20 protein-coding genes and 2 tRNA genes are annotated in these 17,830 nt (G+C 52.7%); 13 read left to right on the forward strand and 9 right to left on the reverse strand.

The window, feature by feature from the left end:
• Nucleotides 1-2: 2 nt before the first annotated feature.
• The 3 genes from efeB (at nucleotide 3) to ACWKXX_RS03860 (ending at nucleotide 4,502) form a co-directional block, all read left to right on the forward strand.
• Nucleotides 3-1,286, forward strand: coding sequence for an iron uptake transporter deferrochelatase/peroxidase subunit (gene efeB, locus ACWKXX_RS03850; RefSeq protein ID WP_261666311.1), 1,284 nt, complete (start codon nucleotides 3-5; stop codon nucleotides 1,284-1,286).
• Between the two features lie 500 nt (nucleotides 1,287-1,786).
• A complete protein-coding gene (gene phoH, locus ACWKXX_RS03855; protein ID WP_017384762.1) occupies nucleotides 1,787-2,578 on the forward strand; it encodes a phosphate starvation-inducible protein PhoH in 792 nt (263 codons plus the stop codon).
• Nucleotides 2,579-2,996: 418 nt separating this feature from the next.
• A complete protein-coding gene (locus ACWKXX_RS03860) occupies nucleotides 2,997-4,502 on the forward strand; it encodes an alanine/glycine:cation symporter family protein (protein WP_017384761.1) in 1,506 nt (501 codons plus the stop codon).
• A 244-nt stretch (nucleotides 4,503-4,746) separates the two neighbouring features.
• Here ACWKXX_RS03860 and ACWKXX_RS03865 read toward each other — a convergent pair.
• The 3 genes from ACWKXX_RS03865 to ACWKXX_RS03875 all read right to left on the reverse strand — a co-directional run bounded on the left by ACWKXX_RS03865 (nucleotide 4,747) and on the right by ACWKXX_RS03875 (nucleotide 6,529).
• Nucleotides 4,747-4,834 (reverse strand) — tRNA-Ser (locus ACWKXX_RS03865).
• 137 nt (nucleotides 4,835-4,971) lie between these two features.
• A complete protein-coding gene (locus tag ACWKXX_RS03870) occupies nucleotides 4,972-5,649 on the reverse strand; it encodes an isochorismatase family protein (protein ID WP_003858068.1) in 678 nt (225 codons plus the stop codon).
• Nucleotides 5,650-5,668: 19 nt separating this feature from the next.
• Nucleotides 5,669-6,529, reverse strand: a complete 861-nt coding sequence (locus tag ACWKXX_RS03875) for a pirin family protein (protein ID WP_261666310.1) — start codon at nucleotides 6,527-6,529, stop codon at nucleotides 5,669-5,671.
• 109 nt (nucleotides 6,530-6,638) lie between these two features.
• On the opposite strand from ACWKXX_RS03875, the gene ACWKXX_RS03880 reads away from it, so the two are divergent.
• The gene (locus ACWKXX_RS03880) at nucleotides 6,639-7,544 is read left to right on the forward strand and encodes a LysR family transcriptional regulator (RefSeq protein WP_015570854.1); all 906 of its coding nucleotides are present in this window, start codon (nucleotides 6,639-6,641) and stop codon (nucleotides 7,542-7,544) included.
• A 120-nt stretch (nucleotides 7,545-7,664) separates the two neighbouring features.
• Here ACWKXX_RS03880 and ACWKXX_RS03885 read toward each other — a convergent pair.
• Nucleotides 7,665-7,752, reverse strand: a tRNA-Ser gene (locus ACWKXX_RS03885).
• A 229-nt stretch (nucleotides 7,753-7,981) separates the two neighbouring features.
• Here ACWKXX_RS03885 and ghrA point away from each other — a divergent pair.
• The 4 genes from ghrA (at nucleotide 7,982) to ACWKXX_RS03905 (ending at nucleotide 10,895) form a co-directional block, all read left to right on the forward strand.
• On the forward strand, nucleotides 7,982-8,920 hold the full coding sequence (ghrA, locus tag ACWKXX_RS03890) for a glyoxylate/hydroxypyruvate reductase GhrA (RefSeq protein WP_261666309.1): 939 nt from the start codon (nucleotides 7,982-7,984) through the stop codon (nucleotides 8,918-8,920).
• 84 nt (nucleotides 8,921-9,004) lie between these two features.
• Entirely contained in the window at nucleotides 9,005-9,742 is a 738-nt protein-coding gene (locus ACWKXX_RS03895; protein ID WP_261666308.1) for a phosphatase, read from the forward strand.
• Nucleotides 9,743-9,761: 19 nt separating this feature from the next.
• A complete protein-coding gene (locus ACWKXX_RS03900) occupies nucleotides 9,762-10,316 on the forward strand; it encodes a TorD/DmsD family molecular chaperone (RefSeq protein ID WP_017693653.1) in 555 nt (184 codons plus the stop codon).
• A 96-nt stretch (nucleotides 10,317-10,412) separates the two neighbouring features.
• Nucleotides 10,413-10,895 carry a DUF1097 domain-containing protein gene (locus ACWKXX_RS03905; protein ID WP_072203222.1) on the forward strand — a complete coding sequence of 161 codons (483 nt, stop codon included), beginning with the start codon at nucleotides 10,413-10,415 and terminating at the stop codon, nucleotides 10,893-10,895.
• Nucleotides 10,896-10,938: 43 nt separating this feature from the next.
• Here ACWKXX_RS03905 and csgG read toward each other — a convergent pair whose 3' ends face one another.
• From csgG to csgD, 4 genes are read right to left on the reverse strand one after another with little or no spacing between them, the layout of a single operon-like run.
• Nucleotides 10,939-11,772, reverse strand: coding sequence for a curli production assembly/transport protein CsgG (csgG, locus tag ACWKXX_RS03910; protein ID WP_003858055.1), 834 nt, complete (start codon nucleotides 11,770-11,772; stop codon nucleotides 10,939-10,941).
• A 26-nt stretch (nucleotides 11,773-11,798) separates the two neighbouring features.
• A complete protein-coding gene (gene csgF / locus ACWKXX_RS03915; protein WP_261666306.1) occupies nucleotides 11,799-12,215 on the reverse strand; it encodes a curli production assembly/transport protein CsgF in 417 nt (138 codons plus the stop codon).
• A gap of 26 nt (nucleotides 12,216-12,241) precedes the next feature.
• On the reverse strand, nucleotides 12,242-12,631 hold the full coding sequence (gene csgE, locus ACWKXX_RS03920; protein WP_003858052.1) for a curli production assembly/transport protein CsgE: 390 nt from the start codon (nucleotides 12,629-12,631) through the stop codon (nucleotides 12,242-12,244).
• Between the two features lie 4 nt (nucleotides 12,632-12,635).
• Complete coding sequence (gene csgD, locus ACWKXX_RS03925; protein ID WP_017384754.1) at nucleotides 12,636-13,286, reverse strand: biofilm master transcriptional regulator CsgD; 651 nt, start codon at nucleotides 13,284-13,286, stop codon at nucleotides 12,636-12,638.
• Between the two features lie 743 nt (nucleotides 13,287-14,029).
• Here csgD and csgB point away from each other — a divergent pair.
• The 5 genes from csgB (at nucleotide 14,030) to ymdB (ending at nucleotide 16,458) form a co-directional block, all read left to right on the forward strand.
• Nucleotides 14,030-14,485 carry a curli minor subunit CsgB gene (gene csgB / locus ACWKXX_RS03930; RefSeq protein WP_017384753.1) on the forward strand — a complete coding sequence of 152 codons (456 nt, stop codon included), beginning with the start codon at nucleotides 14,030-14,032 and terminating at the stop codon, nucleotides 14,483-14,485.
• A 39-nt stretch (nucleotides 14,486-14,524) separates the two neighbouring features.
• On the forward strand, nucleotides 14,525-14,980 hold the full coding sequence (csgA, locus tag ACWKXX_RS03935) for a curli major subunit CsgA (RefSeq protein ID WP_003858043.1): 456 nt from the start codon (nucleotides 14,525-14,527) through the stop codon (nucleotides 14,978-14,980).
• 55 nt (nucleotides 14,981-15,035) lie between these two features.
• On the forward strand, nucleotides 15,036-15,368 hold the full coding sequence (csgC, locus tag ACWKXX_RS03940; protein ID WP_017384752.1) for a curli assembly chaperone CsgC: 333 nt from the start codon (nucleotides 15,036-15,038) through the stop codon (nucleotides 15,366-15,368).
• Nucleotides 15,369-15,521: 153 nt separating this feature from the next.
• Entirely contained in the window at nucleotides 15,522-15,842 is a 321-nt protein-coding gene (locus ACWKXX_RS03945; RefSeq protein WP_017384751.1) for a type 1 fimbrial protein, read from the forward strand.
• Nucleotides 15,843-15,921: 79 nt separating this feature from the next.
• Nucleotides 15,922-16,458 (forward strand): O-acetyl-ADP-ribose deacetylase, encoded by a 537-nt coding sequence (gene ymdB, locus ACWKXX_RS03950; RefSeq protein WP_015570849.1) that lies wholly within the window; start codon nucleotides 15,922-15,924, stop codon nucleotides 16,456-16,458.
• Nucleotides 16,459-16,499: 41 nt separating this feature from the next.
• Here ymdB and mdoC read toward each other — a convergent pair whose 3' ends face one another.
• Entirely contained in the window at nucleotides 16,500-17,639 is a 1,140-nt protein-coding gene (gene mdoC, locus ACWKXX_RS03955) for a glucans biosynthesis protein MdoC (RefSeq protein ID WP_017384749.1), read from the reverse strand.
• Nucleotides 17,640-17,830: the final 191 nt, after the last annotated feature.

Raw genomic sequence — 17,830 nt, forward strand, 5'->3', positions numbered from 1 at the left:
CGATGAACAAGCATGACGAATACGACGTGGCGGAACCTTCCCGACGTCGGTTGTTAAAAGGGGTAGGGGCGCTGGGCGGCGCGTTTGCCCTGGCGGGAGGCTGTCCGGTGGCGCATGCGGCAAAACCGCAAAGCGCCCCTGGCACGCTCTCCCCGGATGCGCGTATGGAAACGCAGTCGTTTTATGGTGAGCACCAGGCGGGGATCCTGACGCCGCAGCAGGCCTCGATGATGCTGGTGGCTTTCGATTCGCTGGCGAGTGATAAAGCCGACCTTGAGCGTCTGTTCAGGCTGTTAACCACGCGTATTGCCTTCCTCACCGCCGGCGGTCCCGCACCGGAAACACCGAATCCGCGCCTGCCGCCGATGGATTCCGGCATCCTCGGCGCGTTTATCGCTCCCGATAATCTGACCATCACCGTGTCGGTGGGGGAATCGCTGTTTGATGATCGCTACGGACTGGCGAAGCAGAAGCCGAAAGCGCTGCAAAAAATGACGCGATTCCCGAATGATTCTCTCGACGCGGCGCTGTGCCACGGCGATCTGCTGTTGCAGATCTGCGCTAATACCCAGGATACGGTGATCCATGCCCTGCGCGATATTATCAAGCACACCCCGGATCTGCTGAGCGTGCGCTGGAAGCGGGAAGGTTTTATCTCTGACCACGCCGCGCGCAGTAAAGGGAAAGAGACGCCGGTCAACCTGCTGGGCTTCAAAGACGGCACCGCCAACCCGGACAGCAGCAATACCGCGTTGATGAAGAACGTGGTATGGGTGACGGCGGATCAGGGCGAACCGGCCTGGGCGGTCGGAGGCACCTATCAGGCGGTGCGTATCATTCAGTTCCACGTGGAGTTCTGGGACCGCACGCCGCTGAAAGAGCAGCAAACTATCTTCGGTCGCGATAAGCAAACCGGCGCACCGCTCGGCATGAAGCACGAGCACGATGAACCCGACTACGCCCGCGATCCGAACGGGGATGTCATCGCGCTGGACAGCCATATTCGCCTCGCCAATCCTCGCACCAAAGAGACGCAATCCAGCCTGATGATGCGCAGGGGCTACAGCTACTCGCTGGGGGTTACCAACTCCGGTCAGCTTGATATGGGGCTGCTGTTTGTCTGCTATCAGCACGATCTGGAGAAGGGATTCCTCACCGTGCAGAAGCGGCTCAACGGCGAAGCGCTGGAGGAATATATTAAGCCCATCGGCGGCGGCTATTTCTTTGCCCTGCCCGGCGCGCGTGACGCGAACGCCTGGCTCGCTCAGGGTCTGATAGAAGCCTGATAATCGTCCCTGCGACAGTTCGCGGGGACATTATTTTTTCGAAGGACTATCTTATTGTTATATTTCTGTAATATTTCTATATAAGACTGATTTTCCATGTAGGGGTAGTCCTAAAAGTTGCATTCAGGTAAAATAAATGTTGCATTTATGATAATTCCTGATGTACTTAAGAGAAGACAGCGGTAGTTCCCGGCAGTGATGCTAACTCACTATGGAGATCGCGAATGGTTGCGTCCTGTACTGGACAAGGTAAACACATCAACCGCAGTACCCGGCGCGGAGGCTCAGACTCCGGCAGCGATTTCTTCACCACCAAATTCTCTCCTTCACCTCAAGAACCTTTTTCTACAGACGTGCATAACGGTGCGCGTAGCCGTTGTATATCGTCATCCGGTAATGCAAGCAATGGCTTACAAGGAAGCCAACCCTCTGATGTTCGTGCGCATAATCGTGCCGATGCTGGCGCGTGTGATGAATACCAACAACTCAAGGTGCTATCCATGGGAAGACAGAAAGCAGTGATCAAAGCTCGTCGTGAAGCAAAACGTGTGCTGAGACGGGATTCACGTAGCCATAAGCAGCGTGAAGAAGAATCGGTCACCTCGCTTGTGCAGATGAGCGGCGTAGAATCCATTGGCATGGCGCGGGACAGCCGCGATGCATCGCCAATTGTGGCGCGGAATGAAGCTCAGGCGCACTACCTGAATGCTATCGAGAGTAAACAGCTCATCTTTGCAACCGGGGAAGCCGGATGCGGGAAAACCTGGATCAGCGCCGCCAAAGCGGCGGAGGCGCTGATTCATAAGGACGTGGAAAGGATCATCGTTACCCGTCCGGTACTGCAAGCGGATGAAGATCTGGGCTTCCTGCCCGGCGATATTTCCGAGAAGTTTGCCCCGTACTTCAGGCCCGTCTATGACGTGCTGGTGAAGCGGTTGGGCGCTTCCTTTATGCAGTACTGCCTGCGACCAGAGATTGGCAAGGTGGAAATCGCGCCGTTCGCCTATATGCGCGGACGTACATTTGAAAATGCGGTCGTCATTCTTGACGAGGCTCAGAACGTGACCGCTGCGCAAATGAAGATGTTTTTAACGCGCCTCGGGGAGAACGTGACGGTTATCGTCAACGGCGATATTACCCAGTGTGACCTGCCGTCGGGCGTGAAGTCCGGCCTGAGCGATGCCATGTCACGTTTTGAGGAAGATGAGATGATAGGGGTGGTCCGCTTCACAAAAGAGGACTGCGTCCGCTCAGCGCTGTGCCAACGAACGCTGGAAGTGTACTCCGACTAAGATCATTTCACATTTTAAGTCATTTCTTCCCGGCGTTATGCCGGGAAGCTTCCTTTATTCCCTCTGCACGCGTGGCTTTTTTAAATCATATTTATTTCCTATAGCATTCAACAGGATTTACGCCCCGTTTTGCGGTAATAATAATATTACTGTTAATTTGCTGCGAACGCTTTTTATACAGGTCACGGAAATGTGATATGTATTTATAATACCCACAAAATATCTATGAATATAATGATCATGCTAATTATTGGTTTAAAATTAAACGTGAATGTTGTCACAGAACATGACTAAGCAGTAAAAATTAAGTTGGTGTCTTTTGGGTAATTATCTATGTTTCGTACTTGTTCAGACAAAATTCTAAAAAGAAACTCGCCAGGGGATCGTTTCCTCTGGAACATCACGCTAAGGGTCATACATGAACGAACTGGTTAGTGCAATTAATGGTGTTATCTGGAGCCCGGCGTTAATATTTTTATGTCTGGGTGTCGGCCTCTATTTCTCGCTGCGTAGTCGCTTTCTGCAATTACGGCATATAAAACTTATGATTACCCTGATGTTTCAGGGGCGTCCTACCGAGGCAGGCGTGTCGTCGTTTCAGGCGCTGACGATGACCCTGGCGGGCCGCGTGGGGACAGGGAATATTGCCGGTGTAGCGACCGCCATTACCTTTGGTGGACCCGGTGCGCTTTTCTGGATGTGGATCGTGGCATTTTTGGGGGCAAGCTCTGCTTTTGTCGAATCCACGTTAGGTCAGGTTTATAAAGAGAAAATTAACGGCGAATATCGTGGTGGTCCTGCCTTTTATATTGAGAAAGGGTTAGGCGTGAAGTGGTACGCATGGTTATTTGCCATCGTAACGATTTTCTCCTGCGGATTATTACTGCCAGGTGTGCAGGCAAACTCTATTGGTGCGAGCCTGGATATTGCCTTTGGTCTGAGCCCAAATGTCACGGCGGCGTTACTTGCTGTGCTGTTGAGTTTTATTATTTTTGGTGGCGTAAAAAGGATTGCCAGCTTTAGCAGCATGGTGGTTCCGTTTATGGCGCTCGGCTATATTATTGTCGCGTGCGTGATTATCGCTATCAATATTGATCAGCTTCCTTCAGTTATATTGCTGATCTGGAAAAGTGCTTTTGGCCTTGAAGCTGGGTTTGGCGCTATTCTGGGCCAGGCCATCATGTGGGGCGTGAAGCGTGGCGTCTATTCCAACGAGGCGGCGCAGGGTACCGGGCCACATGCCTCCTCGGCGGCGGCCGTAAGCCATCCGGTGAAACAGGGGCTGGTTCAGGCGTTCTCCGTGTACATCGACACGCTGTTTGTCTGCTCCGCGACCGGGTTTATGCTGTTGATCACCGGGCTGTATAACGTGCAGGGCGTCGACGGCGCAGCGCTCTATACCGGAATAGCGGGCGTGGCCGCAGGACCGGGATATGTCCAGACGGCAATGGAAAGTATGATGCCGGGCTTCGGTAATTATTTTGTTGCCATCGCGCTGTTCTTCTTTGCCTTCACCACGATCATTGCTTACTACTACATCGCTGAAACGAATATCGCCTACATCAACCGTAAGATTCATCGCCCGTGGCTGACGTTCCTGCTCAAGCTGTGTCTGATGGCTTCGACGGTATATGGCACGGTACGCACCGCGGATCTGGCCTGGGGATTAGGGGATATCGGCGTAGGGCTGATGGCATGGCTCAACATTATTGCCATCGTTCTGTTGCATAAAAAAGCGTTTGCCAGCCTGAAGGATTATGAAATCCAGAATGCACAGGGGTTGGATCCACACTTTGACCCGGTTCGGCTGGGGATTAAAAATGCGGATTACTGGCTGGAGGAGCGTAAGGATGAAGCGGGTTTGAATATTGGCCAGAGACTTGCTCCCGAGGGAAAGCAACCGGCTGGAAAGCTGAATAGCTGAGGAATGGTTGAGACAGGCCCGTGCTTTTGTACGGGCTTTTTTTTGTAGGTGAGGCAGCTCGTGTCGCACCGGGGGGGATTGACTCGCTTCGCTCGCCCTGCGGGCAGCCTGTTCGCTATGCTCTCAGTCTGTCCAACTGGCTGCCGCCAGTTGTCGAACCCCAGTCGGGGGTTCTCATCCCCCCCTTTTCGGAGAATATAAAAGAAAAAAGCCCGTACTTTCGTACGAGCTCTCATCTTAAATATGGCGGTGAGGGGGGGATTCGAACCCCCGATACGTTGCCGTATACACACTTTCCAGGCGTGCTCCTTCAGCCACTCGGACACCTCACCATATTGTTTTGCTGCCTGACCGCTTGGGGGGCAACGGGGCGCTACTATAGGGAGTTGCGCTAAAACGGTCAAGCAGATTTTCAGCATTCGTGCTTGTTCGGTTAAGCCTTAATCAGCTTATGTCGCAGCGCGCAGGATTAACGCTGCGAATCGAGCACTTCGCTATTTTTCACCACGTCCTGCGCTTTGCTGTAGCTTTCGATCAGCAGCTGGTAGGCCGGGAAGATGTGTGTGTACACCTCAGCCCATTCACCCGCATCTTCACGGTTCCACGTGCGCTGAATTTCGGAAGCAACAGCAGCCGTGTCCATCGGCACCACGCCTGCCTGCACCACGCGCGCCAGGGTGATCTCCTGCGCCATTTTGCTGTAGGTGCCGGAGGCATCAATCACCGCAAACACTTTATATCCGTCCGCCACCGCGCTGATGGACGGGAAGGCCATGCAGACGCTGGTGATCGTCCCCGCGATAATCAGCGTTTTGCGCCCGGTGGCTTTCACCGCCGCCACGAACTCCGGGTTATCCCAGGCGTTGATCTCACCCTTGCGTGCCACATACTGTGCGTGCGGCGCGTTGGCGTGGATCTCCGGGATAAGCGGGCCGTTCGGTCCCTGTGGAACCGACGCCGTGGTGATCACCGGGATCTTCGCCAGCGAGGCGATTTTTGCCAGCGCTGCTGCACGGGCGCGCAGCTCAGGCATTGGCATGTCTCCTACGGTCTGGAACAGCCCGCTCTGGTGATCGATAAGCAGCATAACGGCATCGTTTACGTCAATAACGGGACGTGCACCGTTGAAGTTTGCAGGGGTAGACATAATGCGCTCCTTATTACGTTTAGATTTGGCCAAAGCGGCCGGAGTTGAAATCGCGAATAGCCTCGGCAATTTCGGTTTTACTGTTCATCACAAACGGGCCATAGCCCACGATGGGTTCATTCAGCGGCTCCCCGGCCATCAGCAGCACTTTGGCATCGCTGCTGGCTTCGAGATGCAGTTTGTCACCGCTCTGACTCAGCACGACCAGTTGCGCCTCACCGGCAGGCGTGGTGCCGTTCACCGTCACGCTGCCTTCAACGACAACCAGCGCCGTGCTCCAGCCTTCGGGCTGATTGAGCGTCAGATGGCTACCCTGGCGCAGCGCGAGATCCCACACGTTCAGCGGTGAGAAGGTATGCGCCGGGCCGGTTACCTCTCCAAAACGGCCAGCAATCACGCGCAATGTTCCGCTGTTATCCGGCAGGGTGACCACCGGGATATCCGCCTGAGTGATGCTCTGGTAGCCAGGCGTCGCCATTTTGTCTTTGGCGGGCAGGTTGACCCACAGCTGCATCATTTTCAGTTCACCGCCTTTCTGCGAAAACGCGCTGGAGTGGAACTCCTCGTGCAAAATGCCTGCGCCTGCCGTCATCCACTGCACGTCGCCTGGGCCAATAACGCCGCCTCTGCCGGTGGAATCACTGTGCTCGACTTCGCCTGAGTAGACGATGGTCACCGTTTCAAAACCGCGATGAGGATGCTCGCCCACGCCGCGTTTCGCGCCGTCCGCCGGGAAGGTATGCGGTCCGGCGTAGTCCAGCAGCAGGAACGGGCTCAGGGGCTCGCCGTGCGTCTGGTAAGAAAACATCGAACGAACCGGAAAACCGTCACCGACCCAGTGCGGACGAGGTGCGGTATACACGCCTGTTACGTTTTTCATGATTAACTCCTGATGTCCTGTTGATGGAATTAGCTTATATTCAGGGTTAATATCCCGGTAGATAGCAAAAATGACATTCACTGTTCCTTAAATGGAACAATGGAGGCGTATGCAGGATCTCAATGATTTCGTATGGTTTGTGAAGGTGGTGGAGCATGGTGGCTTTGCGGCGGCGGGTCGGGCGCTCGATCAGCCAAAGTCGAAACTGAGCCGTAGGATTGCGCAGCTGGAAGAACGCCTGGGCGTTCGGTTGATCCAACGTACCACGCGGCAGTTTGCGGTGACGGAGGTGGGGCAGACGTTCTATCAGCACTGTAAAGCCATGCTGGTGGAAGCTGAAGCTGCGGAGGAGGCGGTGGCTGCTTTACAGGCTGAGCCGCGCGGTATGGTCAGGCTCACCTGTCCTGTCACCTTGCTGCACGTTCACGTGGGGCCCATGCTGGCGCGGTTTATGGCGCGCTATCCAGGGATCAACCTCCAGCTCGAAGCCACCAACCGCCGGGTCGATCTGGTGGCGGAGGGGGTGGATGTGGCGATCCGCGTTCGTCCGCGCCCGTTTGATGACAGCGATCTGGTATTAAGGGTGCTGGCGGACAGGGGGCACTGTCTGGTTGCCGGGCCGGCACTGATTGAACGGATGGGCAACCCGGCGATGCCCTCTGAACTCAGCGAGTGGCCGGGGTTAAGTATGGGGGCGGGCAAGCACCTGCATAAGTGGGAATTGAGCGGGCCGGAGGGCGCAAAGGCAGAAATTCACTTCACGCCGCGCCTGGTGACTACCGACATGCTGGCGCTGCGGGAGGCGGCGATGGCGGGCGTGGGCGTGGTACAGCTGCCCATTTTGATGGTGAAGGATCAGCTGGCTTCAGGTGAACTTGTTCGGGTGCTGAATGCCTGGGAACCCAGACGGGAAGTGATCCACGCGGTGTATCCATCCCGGCGCGGCCTGCTGCCATCGGTCAGGACGCTGGTGGATTTTCTCACCGAAGAGTATGCAAAGATGGTTGAAGACTAGCTTTTTGTAGGTCGGGTAAGCGTAGCGCCACCCGACATAAAGAACGCAGGGAGCGAATCTCCTTACGGAGAATATAAAAGAAAAAAGCCCGTACTTTCGTACGAGCTCTTGTCTTGAATATGGCGGTGAGGGGGGGATTCGAACCCCCGATACGTTGCCGTATACACACTTTCCAGGCGTGCTCCTTCAGCCACTCGGACACCTCACCATATTGTCATCCCGTTGTTGTCGGGACGGGCGCTAATGTAAGGAAAAGCCGTACTGCCGTCAACCCACTTTTTCAGTAATTTAGCGTGTTTAGACAAACTTCAGGCAACCTGATTCCTAAATGTGCGAAATGCGCCTCTTTTATCAGCAACGCGGTTTAGCGATAAATTTGTTATGCTGGCAAGCCAGTTGAAAATGAAAATAAAACAGCGCAATAAAAGGCAATGACTATGGATATTATCTTCTATCACCCCACTTTTGATACGGCTTACTGGATTAACGCGCTCACGGCGGCACTGCCTGGCGCACGCGTTCGCGAATGGAAACAGGGCGATAATAAACATGCCGACTACGCGCTGGTCTGGCATCCCCCGGTCGAAATGCTTCAGGGACGCCGTTTAAAGGCGGTGTTTGCTCTTGGTGCGGGGGTGGATTCCATTCTCAGTAAGCTGAAGGCACACCCTGAAATGCTGCCGGAAGATATTCCCCTGTTTCGTCTGGAAGATACCGGTATGGGGCAGCAGATGCAGGAATATGCCGTGAGCCAGGTGCTGCACTGGTTCCGACGTTTCGACGATTATCAGGCGTTTAAACAGCAATCCCACTGGGAACCGCTTCCGGATTATCAGCATGAAGATTTCACCATCGGCATCCTCGGCGCGGGTGTACTGGGTTCGAAAGTCGCCGAAGCGCTCGCGCCGTGGGGCTTCCCACTGCGCTGCTGGAGCCGGAGCCGTAAGGATTATCCAGGCGTCGAGAGCTTTGCCGGAACGGACGAACTCCCGGCGTTCCTGAAAGGGACTCGCGTCCTTATTAACCTGCTGCCGAATACGGCGGAAACGGTCGGCATTATCAATGGCACGCTCCTCAACCAGTTGGCAGAAGACAGCTACTTAATGAACCTGGCGCGCGGGGTACACGTTGTGGAAGACGATCTGCTGAAAGCGCTGGATAGCGGTAAACTGAAAGGCGCAATGCTGGATGTCTATAGCCGCGAACCGCTGCCAAAAGACAGCCCGCTCTGGGCACATCCGCGCGTGGCGATGACGCCTCATATTGCGGCCGTGACGCGACCGGCGGAGGCCGTGGCGTACATCTCGCATACCATCAGCGAAATAGAGAAGGGCAACTCGGTGACCGGACAGGTCGACAGACAGCGAGGCTACTGAGAGAAACCCGGCGTTCGCCGGGTTTTTGCTAATATTCGCCGCTGATAACTGCTATCCTTTGGAAAAACCGCAGAGGAGAGAAAGATGTATCCCGTTGACCTGCATATGCACACCGTCGCCAGTACCCACGCTTACAGTAACCTCCATGATTATATCGCTCAGGCGAAGCTGAAAGGCATTAAACTGTTTGCGATAACCGATCACGGTCCGGATATGGCGGATGCGCCGCACTACTGGCATTTTGTGAATATGCGTATCTGGCCACGCCTGGTGGACGGTATCGGGATACTGCGCGGCATCGAAGCGAACATCAAAAATACTGACGGTGAGATTGACTGCACCGGCCCGATGCTGTCCTCGTTAGATCTGATCCTCGCTGGCTTCCACGAGCCGGTCTTTGCGCCCCAGGATAAAGAGACCAACACCGCAGCGATGATTGCCACTATTGCCAGCGGCAACGTGCACATTATCAGCCACCCGGGAAATCCGAAATACCCGATTGATATTCAGGCCGTGGCGCAGGCGGCAGCGAAGCACCGCGTGGCGCTGGAGATTAACAACTCCTCCTTTGTTCACTCGCGTAGGGGCAGTGAAGCCAACTGCCGCGAAGTGGCGGCGGCCGTGCGTGACGCGGGCGGCATGGTGGCGCTGGGCTCTGATTCACACACGGCCTTCACGCTGGGTGATTTCAGCGAGTGCCTGAAAATATTGCGGGACGTGAATTTCCCGGAAGAACAGATCCTGAACGTCACGCCGCGTCGTATGCTCGACTTCCTTGAGTCGCGCGGCATGGCACCGATTGATGAATTTGCCGATCTTTAATTAATAACGGAATAAAAACATGAATGAGTTTTCCATCCTTTGCCGCGTGCTGGGCACCTTATATTACCGCCAGCCGCAGGATCCGCTGCTGGTTCCGCTGTTTACCCTGATTCGTGAAGGTAAACTGGCGCAGAGCTGGCCGCTGGAACAGGATGAGTTGCTGGAACGCTTGCAAAAAAGCTGCGATATGCAGCAGATTTCAACGGATTACAACGCGCTGTTTGTGGGGGAAGAGTGTCGCGTGTCGCCGTATCGTTCTGCCTGGCAGGAAGGTGCGACCGAAGCGGAAGTTCGGGCGTTTCTTTCAGAACGCGGCATGCCGCTGACGGATATGCCTGCCGATCATATCGGTACCCTGCTGCTGGCGGCCTCCTGGATTGAAGATAATGCAGGTGATGATGAGAACGAGGCGATTGAAACCCTGTTCGAAACGTATTTGCTTCCGTGGGTTGGCACCTTCCTGGGTAAAGTTGAAGCCCATGCCACCTCGCCGTTCTGGAGAGCGCTGGCTCCGCTGACGCGTGACGCCATCGCTGCCATGTGGGACGAGCTGGAAGAAGAGAACGAAGAGTGATTTGAATCACAAAAATCCTGCAACGATACATTTCAACTTGCACGTAATGTGCTTCTGATCTCATTTCTATGGTGCGCATCTGCTAAGATGCGCACCATGAACATACTACTTTGTATTGCAATCACGACTGGCATCCTCTCCGGCCTCTGGGGTTGGGTGGCTGTCTCTCTCGGCTTGTTGAGCTGGGCTGGTTTTCTTGGCTGCACGGCCTATTTCGCCTGCCCGCAGGGTGGTCTCAAAGGGCTCTTCATCTCCGGCTGTACTCTGATGAGCGGTGTGATTTGGGCGCTGGTCATTATGAAAGGCAGCGCGCTGGCGCCGCAGGTGGAAATCCTGGGGTACGCCATCACCGGCATTGTGGCCTTCCTGATGTGCGTTCAGGCAAAACATCTGCTGTTGTCCTTTGTGCCCGGCACGTTCATGGGTGCCTGCGCGACCTTTGCGGGGCAGGGGGACTGGAAGCTGGTGGTCCCTTCGCTCATGCTGGGATTACTGTTTGGCTACGCCATGAAGAACAGCGGCCTCTGGCTTGCGGCCCGACGCGAGAAGAGCCAGAGCGTTCCTGCGGTAAGTAAATAAAAAAAGGCGAGACGGAAATCTCGCCTTTTTTATGCGCCGCCGATTATGACTCCGGCGGCACCGACATCTCACGGTATTTCACCAGCACCGCATTACTCACGTCACTTTTATTCTGAAGATCCCACAAGCCGCGATCGATACCGTCATTAATCAGGAAAATCACGCCGGTTTCGATGGCCGACATCAGACACAGCATGACCGGCTCGTTAGAGGTATAGCCAATTTCACCCTCCAGCAGACGCTGGTAATCGATAAACCGGAACACCCCGGCCTGCACTTCATAAGAGAGAATCGTTTTGCTGGTGGTCACGGAGGATAATATCTCACCCGTGCTCACGTTAACCACGCGCAGGTTGACGGCAATCTGATCCAGCTGATACTGCGTGTCGGCCCCGATGCCAAAGTAACGCGCACCCGCGCCGCCCGATTTCACGTTACTTTCGTAGCCGATAATCGAGCCTTCCACCATGATATTGGCTGCGGTGAGAGACTGTAGCGGCATGCGGTTATTGACGCCAACGGTACCATTCTCCTGCGCGGCACGAATGATTTTTCGTTCGTTAAGCAGGTTTTGCAGCCCCTGACGTTCCAGCGGGATAAACCAGCGAGAATCTTTCAGGGCGGTGACCAGCATCGCGGTGGCGCTCTGCGGTACGGCCGTCGAGAAGTTACTGGCCGGATACGGTTTGAACTGGCCCGTCTCATCCTGAATGTTATAGACCGAGACGAATATCTTCCCGGTAGGGACCGGCAGATGCGTCAGATCCCGGTAGCTCTGGGCACGAGGCATCAGGGTGGGTTTAGCGGCTTCTTTTGGCGGGGCAGTTAAACAACCGCTTAATAAGCACACTGCAACTAAAATAAAAAAGCGCTGCATAATAATTGTCCTTATTTCGGGGTTGTTTAGAAATCAGTTGAACTGGTCTGCAAACCGGAAACCTGGATTGTCGACGTTTTACCGGTTTTTCGGTCTGTCACATTTAACTGAAGCTGCCCGTCTTTATTGGCAATATCGACGATAAAGTCGTTAGTGACCATCCGGCCGGGTTTTCCGGTATTAATGTTGGTTAATAAGCCACCTAATATTTGCGACTGGATGGCCTGAGTGAAATTATCCAGGGCCGACGGGGTCTCGATACCGAAATCATCGTCATAGCTGGGGTCTTTATAAGAGTGTTGAGCCTGAGCCTGGTTAAGCATAAAGGCTCCGTTATTCGGGTTGCCGCCAAAATTAGGGTTGCGGAACTGGAATGTCATATTTCCGGCCCAGCTCAACGGCGCAATGAGCATTAACGAAATCACTGTGTGTGCGAGACGCATTACAGCCTCCGAAATAGGTGTCGTTGCTAGAACTCATCTTTTGCTAAATCGCCTGTGCTCAAAAGGGCTTTGTCTAACTGTAGGCGGTTAATAGCTTCTTCTGTTTGTGCCAGCGCGAAAGCGACGTTCTGATCGAAGTCTCTTTTCGTTGGGAATAAAAAAGTCTGGTAAATAACGTCCTGATTAGCGGTTATTGTGATCCAGCTTCCCCACCGCGCACTGGGCCGTTCGTTGATGGTTAAGTTACCCGGATAATCGCTTTCCCACTTATCGCTGAAGGCACGATAAAAATCGTGTCCGACAGAGGTGACGGTGTGGTCGGTCAACAGTCCGGGAACTTCCACCTCAACAGCCTGAAGGTTTCCGGCAGCAAGCATAATGCCTGCTGCGGCAATCCAACTTAGGGTGCGTTTCATGCTATTAACGCCTGAGGTTATCGTTTGCCCACGACACCGCCTGCGTGCGATTTTTAACAGCTATCTTTTTGAAAAGATTATAAAGATGCGTCTTAACCGTATTTTCGCTGATAAATAACGAACGGGCGATTTCAATATTTGAAGCACCAATACGCAGTTTGTTCAGGATCTCTTTCTCACGGTGCGTCAGAAGTGCAGATTCTGAACTGTTATAGCGATAATTTCCGGAGTGGGTAATGAGGTAGCTGGCCAGTTTTTGCGAGAAATAACACTCCCCCCGCAATATGCCCTGCAAACCCTCCACGACACGGTTTTCTTCTTCAGTGACGTAAAACACGCCGTTAATATGCGGCCAGCTCTCAATATCGCGGAAAGGATACTCATCAGGCGTATTTAATAACAATACGCGGATATTATTGTTTTTCCTGCTTAAATTATCCTGCCAGTAATGGACCAGTTTTTTATCCGCTTCCATCATATCGAGAAGAATGATGCTGCCAGGAGCGATATCATCAAAAGAACGTTGAATATTATGCAGTTTCCCGTTAAGCGAGAGGCATTGTTTTAAATGCTGCAATAACGCTGTCGCTTGTAGGGAAGGTTTTGTGATCAACAATAATGTATGACCGGGTAAGCTATGGACTTCATTAAACATGATGAAACCCCACGTTATTTATGACACCCGGCAGCTGCCCTCGTATTATTGAAAAAGGCACCAGAAGTACTGACAGGTGTGGCACTGCTGTGTGTAGTTAAAAAACCTTCCTCCAAAGGAGGCGGTAAAATTAAAAACAAATAACGTACTGCTGTTTTCAATCTAGCTATTGCAAACTTTAAAGCAAGTGTTAATCATGTAACAGAATGTAAAATTCGATATTAAGTTGTGTATTTTGCAGAGTGAATAGATTTTAAGATAAGGGGAAAGTTGTACAGGTGTATAAACGTGCACAGATTTTGAAAGTCATACAATATATTATAAAGAGTTGAATTATTGAGCTTTTAATTATTGTAAGCCAGCCGGTAAAAAGTATGAACTCAGCTAAAAAGTTAAGACTTCTCTAAGCTGGAAATTTTTCTTAAGAAAACTTGCTTCGTGTCACGCACCTGGCAAAAGACATTGCCATGTTTGTCTGTAGAAGCCGGTACAGGTTGGACAGCCTGTCTCGCTGTTGTCCAGACGCTCAGACAAGAATTTATTTCTGCATTAGTGGTGTGTCGCGTCGTTTCAGGCGAGATTTACGACTTTGAGGTGAATGAGCATATAAAAATAAGGCACACGGGTGAGATATTAAATATGTTTCGGCAGACATACTCTTTTCCGTAACGCGGCGTTAACAAAACGAATCGCGTTAACGGGTAAAGACATACCTATTTTATAGCCAGGTCCAGGGTGACAGCATGAAAAACAAAATGTTATTTATGATGTTTACATTACTGGGTGCGCCTGGGTTTGTAATCGCAGGTGATTCAGATTTAGCCAGTTCTGAATATAATTTTGCGATAAATGAATTAAGTAAAGCTTCATACAATCAGGCAGCCATTATTGGTCAACAGGGTTCAGGTAATAATGCTGATGTACGCCAGGGCGGTTCTAAATTGCTGTCCATTATTTCCCAGGAGGGCGGGAATAACCGCGCGCATGTTGATCAGTCAGGGACGTATAACCTTGCTTATATCGATCAGACCGGTAACGGCAACGATGCGAGTATTAAGCAGGGCGCTTTTGGCAACACCGCCATGATTATCCAGAAAGGCTCGGGTAACAGGGCGAATATAACGCAGTATGGTACGCAGAAAACAGCAGTTGTAGTACAGAGACAGTCGCAAATGGCTATTCGCGTTATTCAACGCTAGCGATGTGTGACGCCTTAATCAATCCGATGGGGGTTTACCATGAAACTTTTCAAAGTGGCAGTTATTGCAGCAATCGTAGTTTCTGGCAGTGCTTTCGCAGGTGCGGTACCACAATTTGGCGGCGGCCACGGAGGTGGCTGGGGTGGCGGCAATAACGGCCCTGACTCAACCCTGAGCATTTACCAGTACGGCGGCGGTAACTCCGCGCTTGCTTTGCAGACGGACGCCCGAGATTCTGAATTGACCATTACCCAGCACGGTGGCGGTAACGGCGCAGATGTTGGTCAGGGCTCTGATGACAGTTCTATCGATCTGCTGCAAAAAGGCTTTGGTAACAGCGCCACCATCGACCAGTGGAATAGCAAAGACTCTGTTATCAACGTGAAACAGTTCGGCGGCGGCAACGGCGCGGCGGTAGACCAGACAGCGTCCGGCTCAACGGTGACTGTGCACCAGGTTGGCTTTGGCAACAACGCGACCGCACATCAGTACTGATTCATTTCTGTACCAAAAACAGGGCATGTGCCCTGTTTTTTTTCGGGAGGATCTCATGAGCACCTTCATTCTCCTTGCCGCGCTTGCCAGCCAGATAACGTTCAGCACCTCACAGCAGGCAAATATGACAACCATTATTCCTCAGGTCACGCTGGCAGACGCCTGCGAATGTCAGGTTGAGGTGTTATCTGTCCGACAGGGGCAAGCGGGACAAAGTACATCGCGGCAGAAAAATACTCTTTTTATACCCGCTAATCAGCCGATTGATTTAACGCGAATCAGTTTAAATATTCGTTCAGGGGATGCGGTAAAAATAATCGTCACCGTTTCCGATGGAAAATCGCTTCATTTATCACAGCAGTGGAACGCACCGGTAAGTACGCTTTAATAATTCATGAAATCAATGATTTAATAAAGTGGCGGCGCTGCACAGGTAAGCTATGCTGATATCAAGAACCCAGTCATCGGGTTGCTTAAATTGATACGTCATAACGGAGCGTTTTTACCCCTCAAGGACGAATTTCATTGAGGAGTACAAATAATGTTCAAATCCGCAGCGTGTATTATTTCTGGTCTGGGACTGATCCTGTCCTCTTTTTTATCTCCGGCTTATTCAGCAACTATAGAAAATGGTGGGGTGATTCATTTTCGTGGCGCGGTGGTCGCTGACCCGTGCGAAGTCACGCCCCGGCATCAGCAGTTTGCGATCTCCTGTCCGGAAAATAACCGTATGAAAACGCATACCATCAGTTATGACGAGGCGCTCCGGGGCCATCATCCTCATTCAGCTCTGGCCGCTGTCAGCATGAAATACCTGAATGAACAGAAAACGCTTGCGGTCGTTCAGGTGGATTACCGCTAACCGACGTTTTTTCACGGCAGTTTTTCTCCTTCTCCCTCTGCGATACACTGATGAAAAAGGCGGGTTGCAGAGGGTGTTTATGAGACCGCAAATCGACGTTATTCATGGCGATATCACGACGGTACACGTTGACGTGATCGTCAACGCAGCCAATTCCTCCCTGATGGGTGGGGGCGGGGTGGACGGTGCCATTCACCGGGCCGCAGGCCCTCAACTCCTTGAAGCATGCAAAACCGTGCGTCAGCAGCAGGGAGAGTGCCCGCCGGGGCATGCTGTTATTACGCTTGCAGGCGATCTCCCGGCCAAAGCGGTGATCCATACCGTTGGACCCGTCTGGCACGGTGGCGACCGCCATGAGGCTGAGATTCTGGAGCAGGCGTATCGGAACTGCCTGCGGCTTGCGGCGGATAACGGGTATAAGACCATGGCGTTCCCCGCCATTAGCACCGGCGTGTACGGTTATCCAAAGGAAGCGGCAGCTACAATCGCCGTGAATACCGTTTATCACTACCTTTCCCTCAAACCCATGCCGGAAAAAGTCATTTTTGTCTGTTTCGATGAGCACACCGCCGACCTGTATCAGCGGATTTTGACCGCGCGCAGCCAGGCATTTTGATGTCTGAAGTGCAAAAACGGCGCCCTGGAGGCGCCGTTTTGTTATCCCGCTTTAACCTGAGGTTTGCCTGAGAACAGGAAACGCAAAAGCGGGATCCGCAGATGGATTTCATACAACACGATGGCAATGCCAACCACAAAGACCAGGCCGGTGAAGAAGCCCAGCGCATTCGAGGCGATATGCGGCGTTATGTACGCCCCGAAAAACAGCGTCAGCGGATGGTGAACCAGGTAGATAAACAGCGAAGCATTAACGAAATAGGTGACGCGACTGGATTTAAAATTCAGCAGACGATGGCCAAGGGCGAACACCACGTTAACCATCCACAGGCCCATCAGCATCGTTATCACGCTCTCTGTCTCATACATCCACGCGTCCCCGCTGCCATAGCGCTGATTGAGAAGATAGGCGGCAAAGGCCAGCGCAGCACCCACCGCACACCAGGGGGAGGGGGTGGTAAACAGCGCTTTAAGCCGAGGATGAATAAATGCCAGCGCCCCAATCAGGAAGAAGGGAATGTAAAACAGGGTCTGCATCACCACGAAATTAAACAGCCCATCGCTCAGAATGGGAGGGTAGACAATGAGCAGGGTACGCCTGACGGCGGCATACGCGACCCCCAGCGCAAGAAACAGCAGAGACAGCTTGCCCAGGGTGATGTTGGCGAAGAAGGTCGAGGATGCGGTGCTCGCACGCTGGCGCAGCTGGCTGAAGATCAACAAACTCACCGTGGTTAGCACCACCAGTACCAGCAGGAACCAGAGGTGGGAAATCAGCTCCCAGACCAGGGTGTTGTATTTCTCATAGAAGGAGAGATTCGGCCAGTTTTCCGCCTTGCCTTTAACATGCTGCAACATGATGAACTGCGGCAGCGTCAGCAGCGGAATGGCCGTCAACATCGGTATGCCCACGCGCTCCACGCGCACTTTCCACCATCGTTTGAGGGGGTAGCGCAAGAAGAGCATGTAAGAGAAATAACCGGAAATGACAAAAAACACCTGCATGCGGAAGGCATGGATAAAATCATTAAACAGCGTCAGCCACCAGGAGGGCATCTGGCTGTTCACGTGCCAGGTGTGGCTGGAATAGATCAGTGAAATATGAAAAGGGATCCCCAATAGCATGAGCCATGCGCGGATCGAGTCGAGGAAATATTCACGTTGTACAGGGGTTGTGCTCATATAACTTTGCGCATTCTCAGACTTTTCGCCTTATCCCTAAGGCTCATAATGGTTACATTCGGAGCCAACCCTACACCAAGACCGACACCCTGTCTCCAGGATAAGCACGCAAAGTGAAAAGCGGGTTCTTTCATTTGCTTAATCCATGAGCCAGCGAGCTGAACAAAGCAGTGATAATGTTGTCGGATTGC

The sequence above is a fragment of the Enterobacter sp. UPMP2061 genome (genome assembly GCF_053709615.1).